Consider the following 8,577-nt stretch of genomic DNA (forward strand, 5'->3'; position numbering starts at 1 on the left):
CGGGCAAGATGCCAGGTCAGGGGCAGGACAGGGGAACGCATGAGGTCTCCGGGGAGGCTGGCGGGGTCGGGCGATCGGGTGGGGGCGGTCTCCCGGTCGTCGGGCGGCCGCGTACGGGCGGTCCCCGGGGTCGGGCGACCGAGTACGCGCGGCCTCCCAGGGGCGGGACGACCGGGAGGTCGGGCGACCGGGTACGAGACGACGGGTACGGGTGCTATCCGGGGAGGGGCCGGTCAGGCGGTGACCCTGGTACGGGACTACCGGGCGTCGGCCGCAACCGAGAGCGGTCGGCTCAAGCCACCGTGTACTGGCTGTAGTTGCTGATCCGGCCGTCCCGTACCTGGAGGATCCGGTGGCAGTGGGCGGCGACGTCCGCGTCGTGCGTGACCATCACCAGGGCGGCGCCCTGGGCGCGGGTGACGGAGGTGAGGAGCTGGATGACCTCGGTGCTGGTGTTCTGGTCGAGGGCGCCGGTCGGCTCGTCGGCGAAGACCACGTCCGGTTCGACGACGAGCGCGCGGGCAATGGCGACGCGCTGCGCCTGACCGCCGGAGAGCTGACCGGGACGGCGGCGCTCCAGGCCCTCGAGGCCGAGCGGCGCGAACCAGCGGCGGGCCCGCTCGACGGCCGCCTTACGGGGCACGCCCTCCAGCATCAGCGGCAGCGCGACGTTCTCCTCGGCGGGCAGCTCCGGCAGCAGCTGACCGAACTGGAAGACGAACCCGAACCGCTTACGGCGCAGCGCGCTCAGCCGGTTCTCGCCGAGGTTGTCGATGCGCCCCCTGGGGGCACCCCCGGCCGAAGGCTGGGGGACTTCGGCCGGGGGGACCCCCATCTCGCTTCGCTCGCCGCCCAGCAGCACCTGGCCGCCGTCCGGGCGGATGACCCCGGCGAGGACATGGAGGAGCGTCGACTTGCCGGAGCCGGACGGCCCCATGATCGCCAGGGAGTCGCGCTCGCGGACCTCCACGTCCACGCCCGCGAGGGCCATGGTGGAGCCGTACTTCTTGGTGAGGCCGTAACCGGCCAGGACGGTGCTCATGATGTGTGTGCCCTCTCTCGGATGGCTGATCGGATGGCTGCTCGGCCGGCCCCTCGGCCGGCCCCTCGGCCGGCTTCTCAGCGCTCGAACTTCCAGGTGACGGACGAGTCCGACGCCTTCACCACGGTCACGGGAATGGACACCTTCTTGCCGTCGCTCTCGCCGGTGCAGGTCACCTTCGTCCCGGCGACGGCCTTCACGTCCGGGCAGCTCACCGCGGACACCTCGCTTCCGACCCAGGGCAGCGGGTGGTACTTGCCCTGGGTGCGGGCGGCGACGATGGTGCCGGACAGCGCCTCGTGACCGTCGGCCTTCGCCTTCAGCGTCGGGTGGTCGAGGGCGGTGGTGGACTCGGTGCCGGACAGCAGAGAGGTGCCGATACCGCCGACGGCGACCACGGCGGCCGCCCCGCCGGCGAGGCTGACGAGGGTCTTGCGCTGCATGACGTACTCCTGAAGTCAGAGGAATGGAACCCCAGTTGGCCGGCGGCTTGTCCCTGCTGGCCGTGGGGAGGAAGTGGCTCCACTCTCGCCCGCGGGCCCGGGCGCGCGCCTCAGCCGAACGGTCAGAACCGTCGGGCCTCACGCGGCGGCTGCTCGGCCATTCGGCCGAGACTCGCGCCGACAGCCCTCACTTACGGTGACCGCGGGGTCCTGACGGCCGCCGACGCCCCGAGGTTCATGTGCTGTTGACCACGTGCACGGGGTCGTGGCCCCGTCATGCGCGACAGTTATCGTGGCGAAGCAAATCGAACGTGATGTACGTGAGCAAAGTTGGCGGAGGCTGGGACGTGTCGGACGAGGGACGGCTCATCGCCGGGCGTTACCGGCTGGCCGAACGGATCGGCCGGGGCGGCATGGGCACGGTATGGCGCGCCGAGGACGAGGTCCTGGGCCGCCAGATCGCGCTGAAGCGGCTGCACGCACACCACCACCTCTCCGACGACGAACTCGCCACGCTGTACGAGCGCATGCGGCGCGAGGCGCGCAGCGCGGCCCGGATCACCCACCCCAACGTGGTCGTCGTCCATGACGTCGTGGACGACGAGGGCCTGCCCTGCATCGTCATGGAGTACGTGCCCTCGGTCACCCTCGGCGACCTGCTCAAGGACGACCGGACGCTGACGCCCGAGGAGGCGGCCCGGATCGGCCTCGGCATGATCGCCGCCCTGCGCGCCGCCCACGCCGCCGGAGTGCTGCACCGCGACGTCAAGCCCGGCAACGTACTGCTCGCCCACGACGACCGCGTGGTCCTCACCGACTTCGGCATCGCCATGACGGACGGCACCTCGACGCTGACGAAGACCGGCGAGATGGTCGGTTCGATCGACTACATGGCGCCCGAGCGGATGCGGGGCCGCACCCCCGGACCGGCCTCGGACCTGTGGGCGCTGGGCGCCACGCTCCACCAGGCGGTGGAGGGACGGCCACCGTTCCACAAGGACACGGCGATGGAGACGGCGTACGCCATCGCCACCGACCCCCTGGGGCCGATGGACCAGGCCGGTCCGCTGGAGCCGCTCATCGAGGCCTTGCTGGTCAAGGACCCGGACGAGCGGCCTTCGGCGGAACAGACGGAGCGGGCGCTGCGGACCGTACGGGCGGGGGACCCGACGGAGGTGCATGCGCTCGCGGGCACAGGCACGCGGACGGAGCCGAGGTCGGGGTCGGTCACGGGCTCCGCGGCCGGCTCGGTGACGGGCTCGGCGACCGGTCGGGGCCGGGGGTCGGACGGGCCGGGCGCGTCAGGGGCGACGGACGCGCCGCGCATGCCCACCCGGACGGACGACGGCGGCGACGGTCGAGGCCGGAACCGGAGCGGAAGCCGGGGCGAGGACCAGAGCCGTGGCCGCAAGCGCCGCGCCCTGCTGTGGACCACCGTGGCCGCGACGGTGGCGGGCGCGGCCGTCGCAGGCACGCTCTACGCGACGACGTACGGGGGTGGGGGGAGGGACGACGCCGCGCCGAGCCACGGTACGACCAGCGCACCGCCGTACGAGCCTCCGCCCGTGCCCGAGGGCTACCACCTGGTCCGCGACAAGCGCCTCGGCGTCGCCTTCCCCGTACCGGACGACTGGACGGCCGCCAAGAAGACCCCCGACGAGGTCAGCTACACCGACCCGACCAAGAAGGCCGAGATCACGGTCGGCGTCGTGGACCCCGCCGGCTCGCACCCCATCGAGCACTTCAAGACCATCGAGGCCAACACCAAGGTCAACTACCCGACGTCGTACCGGAAGCTGCGCATGCAGAAGACGACGTTCCGGGGAGAGCCCGCGGCGATCTGGGAGTTCACGTTCCAGGGCCGCGCCCGGGCCTTCCGCGCCATCGACCTCGGCTACGGCCGGGCGGGCGCCAAGGAATACGACATCTACCTCTCGGCCCCGGACGCCCAGTGGACCACTTTCCGCCCCGTCTTCAACAAGGTCAGGGACGGCTTCACCACGACGGGCTGAGGCAGCGAAGACGTACAGCCGCAGCACCAGGAAGCGCCCGACTCCGGCGAGCCCGGAGGCACTGAGGTACACGGCCTGCTCGGTCACCATCCCCGGCGACGACTGCACCGTGTGCAGACCGAACATCGCCGCGCAGGTCACCAGATAGGCGGCCGTCGCCGATCCAGCGGACTGCCAGTGCTGACGCCATCCGGCACGCCGCCCCGCCCCGAAGGTGAAGCGCGCGTGCAGCTCCGTGCAGAGGAGGGTGGAGCCGAAGGTGATCAGGGCGTTCGCCAGCGCCCAGGGCATCAACGCGGCCAGCAGCCCCACGGCACCACTGGAGAGGACCCCGATCCCGCCGCCACACAGGACGAAGCGGGCGAAGGAAGCGAGGGGACCGGGGCGTACCGGCGCTACGGGCGACACCGACGAAACCGGTGATACAGGCAATACAGTCGATACGGACGCGGCCGAACTCGGGCGTATGTCGGCCGCGTTCATGGCGGTTTCCTTCCGGCGGACGGGAGCGGTGAACCTCTGGGATCAACTGCTCCAACCCTGCCGCCACCAGCGCACAAGCACGATGACGCCCACTCCCGAACCGAAGGTAGGGCTGGCACTACCAAGAGGGCGGGGGCACTCCGCCGAAGGGTTGCCGAGGGGGCGTCCGCGGCGGCCGCCTCAGCGCCCCGCCGCCTCCTTGCGCAGGAACCGCCGCAGCCGCGCCTCCGGCCACGTATTGATCACGTCCTCCTTGGTGAGCCAGCCCCGCTGCGCCGTGCCCACGCCGTAACGCATGTTGGCCAGGTGGAGAGCGGCATGGGCATCGCTGTCCACGGCGAACTTCACGCCGTGCCGCCGCGCCCGCAGGACGTCCTCGTCGCGCAGGTCGAGGCGATCCGGATGGGCGTTGATCTCCAGGGCCGTGCCGGTCCGGGCGCAGGCGGCGAAGACCGCGTCGAGATCGGCATCGACCCCCGGCCGCTTCCCGATGATGCGGGTCGTGGGGTGCCCGATGATGTTGACGTACGGGTTCTCGCAGGCCCGGACGAGACGTCGGGTCAGCGCCTCGCGCCCCTGGTTGAAGTGCGAGTGCACGGAGGCCACGCACAGGTCGAAGCCGGAGAGGAAGTCCGCGGGCCAGTCCACGTCTCCCTCGGGGTCGATGTTCAGCTCGGCTCCGTGCATCAGGCGCAAGCCGCCGCGCCGGCCACGGGTGCGGAACGTGCCGTCCAGCGCCCGTACGCGCTCCCGCTGGGCCAGCATCCGTTCGTCGGTCATCCGCTGCATGTACAGGTTCGGGCCGTGGTCGGTGATCGCGAAGTACGCGTACCCACGGCTGGCCGCCGCCTCGATCATCTCCTCCAGCGGAGCGAGTCCGTCGGTGAGGTCGGTGTGCGTGTGCAGGTCGCCCTTGATGTCCGACTCCTCGACCAGGTCGGGCAGTTCGCCCTTCAGGCCCGCCTCGATCTCGCCGCGGTCCTCGCGCAGCGTCGGCGGGATCCAGGGCAGGCCGAGCCGGTCGTACACCTCCTCCTCGGTCTCGGAGACGATCTTCTCGCCGCTCTCGGCGTCGAACAGCCCGTACTCGGAGAGCTTGAGTTTCTGGTGCACGGCCCGTTCGCGGGTGCGGATGTTGTGCGCCTTCGAGCCGGTGAAGTACTGCAGGGCCGCTCCCCACGAGTCCGGCGGTACGACGCGCAGGTCCACGGACAGGCCCTTGGTGGTGCGGATCGACGTCTTCTTCTCGCCGTGTGCGATGACTTCGGAGACGTACGGCAGCTCCGTGAACGCCCGCATCAGCCGCGCCGAACTGTCCGCCGCGGCCAGTACGTCGATGTCACCGATCGTCTCGCGGAAGCGGCGCAGCGAGCCGGCGTACGTGCACCGTAGGCACCCGGTGATGGCGGACAGCTCGGTGACGATGTCGTCGGCGACGTCCATGGCGACGTCGAGCAGGACGCGGTCGCCGGAGGACTGGAGGAGTTCGATGCCGTGGAGGATGTTCTCCTCCGTCTTCGGTCCGAAGCCCTTCAGGTCGCGCAGCCGTTCCTCGTGGATGGCGTCGGCCAGCTCCTCTACGGAGGAGATCCCCAGCTCCTCGTACAGGACACAGGCCTTCTTCGGGCCGAGCATGGGGATGGCCGTCAGCCGCCGGACCCCGGCGGGGATCCGCGAGCGCAGCTCCTCGACGGCGGAGACGCTGCCGCTGCGGAAGTACTCGACGATCTTCTCGGCGGTGGACTTGCCGACGTTGGGGATGTCCTGGAGGCCCTTGACGTCGAGGGTGGACACATCGGCGTGGTAGCCGCCGATCGAGCGCGCGGCCTTCTCGTAGACGCGCGTCCGGTACGCGTCTCCTCCGGTGATCGAGATCAGATCCGCGTACTCCTGGAAGAGGGCGGCGACCTCGTCGTTGGAACGAGCCACACCTTCAGAGTAGGCATCCGTGGCCGGACTATTCATGGTCTATTCACGGCCCGCGAGTGCTTCGGCGGGAGCCGTGCGGAGGGCTCGCCGGGTGGGCAGTTCGATGGTGACGAAGGCCAGGCTGATGATCGTGAGCGCCGTGGCGGGCAGCAGCCAGACCGGGCCCGCGGGCCAGGGGCGGTGCAGGAAGCCGATGCCCAGGAGGGTGAGCGGGATCGCGGCCAGAGCCAGGCCCGCGGTGAGGGCGGCGGCGCCGATCACCGCGGCTTCGCGGCGCATCATGACGCGGATCTGACGCGGGGTGGTGCCGTTCAGGCGGAGGGTGGCGATCTCGGCGCTGCGCTGGACGGTGGTGGCGACGAGCTTGTTGGCGATGCTGAGGAGGAGGTAGCCGAGGAGGACGACGATGGTGGCCAGGTTGACCCACACCTCGGGCGGGGCCTCGCTCAGACCGCCGCCGGTTCCGGTGTCGGTGGGCTCCAGCGTCAGGCCCGGCCGGGACCCGGCGAGCGCCGTGAGCTCGCGCTGCGCCGTCTCCGTACCGTCCGTGCGGACGAGGATGCTCTCGTCGAGGCCGGTCGTGGTGTGGCCCGCCGCGAGGTCCCGGGAGAGCGCGACCGGGCCGAAGCCCAGTCCGCGGTCGTAAACGGCGACGACCCGGGCCGTCACGCGGGTGCCGTCGCCGAGAATCAGGCCGACCCGCTTGCCCAGTCCGGCGCCGCGGGAGCGGGCGACGTCGCTGCTGACCGCGACGGTGTCGCCGGTGAGCCCGGCCAGTCTGCCGGACCGTACGTCCAGGTCCATGACGGTCCACGCGTCCGGAGTGAGGATCATCGCGGAGGAGGCCTCGACCTCGTCCTCGCCGAAGAGCTTGTAGGGCCAGACCACGGTCGTACTGCCTAGGGGGGCCGCCGCCCGTACACCGGAGGTCTCCCGTACCGCGTCAAGCGATCCCTGGGGCAGTCCGCCGAGGGCCGGTGCGGTCACGCGTTGCTGGGCGAGGGTGCCGGTGCGGACGTCGTCCGAGGTGGCCGTCATCACGGTCGTCTGGGCGAGGGTGTACGTCAGGACGAACACGACCGCCATCGCGAGGGTGCTGACGACGCCCGCGATGCGCAGCGCGTAACCGCGGACGTTGGCCACGGCCAGCCACGTCGGCGCGTCGGTACCCGGCCGCAGGCGCCGCGCCAGAGTGTCGCCGACGCGCTTGACGAGGGCGGGGCCGACCAGCGCGAGGCCGATCGCGCCGATGACGCCGGCCATGGAGGTGGCGGCCGCGCCGAGCACGGTCCTCGACAGCAGCGGTACGACCGACAGGGTCGTCGCGGCGAGGATGAGCAGCAGTCCGCCACGGGTCCGGATGCGGGACGGCTCACGGGGTTCACTGCGCGACTCGGCGACCGCTTCCGTGGCGGGCAGCCGCGACGTCCGCCAGGCGGCGCCCCGCGCGGACAGCTGGACGGCGGCGGCGAGCAGGAGAGCGGTGGCGAGCGCGGGCAGCGGGCTGAAGGTCAGGGGCAGGGCGTCGGGGAGCACGCCGCGTTCGACGAGCTGTTGCCGGAACTGTCCGGCCAGCAGATAGCCGAGGGCGGCCCCGGGCACGAGCGCCACGGCCGCGATCACCGTGGCCTGGGACGCGGCGAGCCGGCGGATCTGCTTCGGGGTGGCGCCGACGGCCCGCATCAGGGCCAGCTCGCGGCGCTGCCCGGCGATCGCCACGCCCAGCGCGCCGGCCATCACGAACCCGGTGATCAGCACGACGATCCCGGCGAGCGAGCCCGCGAGCAGGATGAGGAGGGTGCGCGAGGCCACGGCGTCGGGCGCGGCGAGGTCGCCCCGGTCTTCGCCGGTGGCCACCACCAGCTCGGTGTCGCGCAGTTGGTCGCGGACGGCCTCGGCGACGGAGTCGGTAGCGCCGGTTTCGGTACGCAGCCCGATCAGGTCGACGGTCCCGGCGCGGGCTCCGCTGTCGCGCCCGGCCAGCCGCCCGGCCGTCGCGTCGGCGAAGAAGACTCCGGCTCCGGGCGCGTCGACGACCCCGGAGACGCGGTACTCGGCGGCGTCCCGCCCGGCCGCGACGACCTCGACCCGGTCGCCCGCCCGCACTCCTGCGGCATCGGCCATCTCGCGGTCCACGGCGACCTCACCGGAACCGTCCGGCTTCCGGCCATCGACCGGCGCATCCTGAAGCAGCCCGATGGAGGACCAGCCGTGCCCGGCCGTCTTCGGATCCTCACCCGGTACGACTCCGCCGTCCCCGTCGACGAGCGCCGCGGGGAAGCTGACGTCGCCGATCACGTCCGTAACGCCGGGCAACTCGCCCAGCCGGTCAGCTACTTGGGCCGGAACCGTCCCCCGCTCCGGCAACGCGATCGGCAGATCCCCACCCGGCCGGAAGGTCTGGTCCGCCGACACCACGACGTCCACCCCGGCGAGCCGCCCGGCCGGCAACTGCGACCGCAGGCCCGACTCGGCCAGCACTCCGGTACCGGTGACCAGCACCGCACCCCCGAGCACCGCACACGCCACCGCCACCAAGGCGGCGACCCGATGCCGGGCCATCCGCACCGCGAAGTACCACATGCCCCTCAGTCCTCTCCCACCATGCCGAGCCGACCGGCCGACACAAACGACCCCGACCCGGCCCCGCCCACTGCCTCAGCCCCGA

General features: G+C 71.9%; 5 protein-coding genes and 1 pseudogene. 1 reads left to right on the top strand and 5 read right to left on the bottom strand.

Annotation, left to right across the window (positions count from 1 at the left end; genetic code table 11):
* Positions 1 to 292: 292 nt before the first annotated feature.
* A complete protein-coding gene (locus G6048_RS44885; RefSeq protein WP_165345387.1) occupies positions 293 to 1,042 on the bottom strand; it encodes an ABC transporter ATP-binding protein in 750 nt (249 codons plus the stop codon).
* A gap of 77 nt (positions 1,043 to 1,119) precedes the next feature.
* Positions 1,120 to 1,485 carry a DUF4333 domain-containing protein gene (locus G6048_RS44890; protein ID WP_165345388.1) on the bottom strand — a complete coding sequence of 122 codons (366 nt, stop codon included), beginning with the start codon at positions 1,483 to 1,485 and terminating at the stop codon, positions 1,120 to 1,122.
* Between the two features lie 347 nt (positions 1,486 to 1,832).
* On the opposite strand from G6048_RS44890, the gene G6048_RS44895 reads away from it, so the two are divergent.
* A complete protein-coding gene (locus tag G6048_RS44895) occupies positions 1,833 to 3,497 on the top strand; it encodes a serine/threonine-protein kinase (RefSeq protein ID WP_328828841.1) in 1,665 nt (554 codons plus the stop codon).
* Here the strand turns inward: G6048_RS44895 and G6048_RS50605 are convergent.
* The 3 genes and pseudogenes from G6048_RS50605 to G6048_RS44905 form a co-directional block, all read right to left on the bottom strand.
* Positions 3,495 to 3,905: pseudogene (locus G6048_RS50605) on the bottom strand (hypothetical protein); the annotation flags it as partial. The gene G6048_RS44895 and the pseudogene G6048_RS50605 overlap by 3 nt on opposite strands.
* A gap of 255 nt (positions 3,906 to 4,160) precedes the next feature.
* Positions 4,161 to 5,909, bottom strand: a complete 1,749-nt coding sequence (gene polX / locus G6048_RS44900) for a DNA polymerase/3'-5' exonuclease PolX (RefSeq protein WP_165345390.1) — start codon at positions 5,907 to 5,909, stop codon at positions 4,161 to 4,163.
* Positions 5,910 to 5,948: 39 nt separating this feature from the next.
* The gene (locus G6048_RS44905; protein WP_165345391.1) at positions 5,949 to 8,492 is read right to left on the bottom strand and encodes an ABC transporter permease; all 2,544 of its coding nucleotides are present in this window, start codon (positions 8,490 to 8,492) and stop codon (positions 5,949 to 5,951) included.
* Between the last annotated feature and the right edge of the window lie 85 nt (positions 8,493 to 8,577).

The sequence above is a fragment of the Streptomyces ureilyticus genome, from assembly GCF_011045025.1.
GTDB lineage: Bacteria > Actinomycetota > Actinomycetes > Streptomycetales > Streptomycetaceae > Streptomyces > Streptomyces ureilyticus.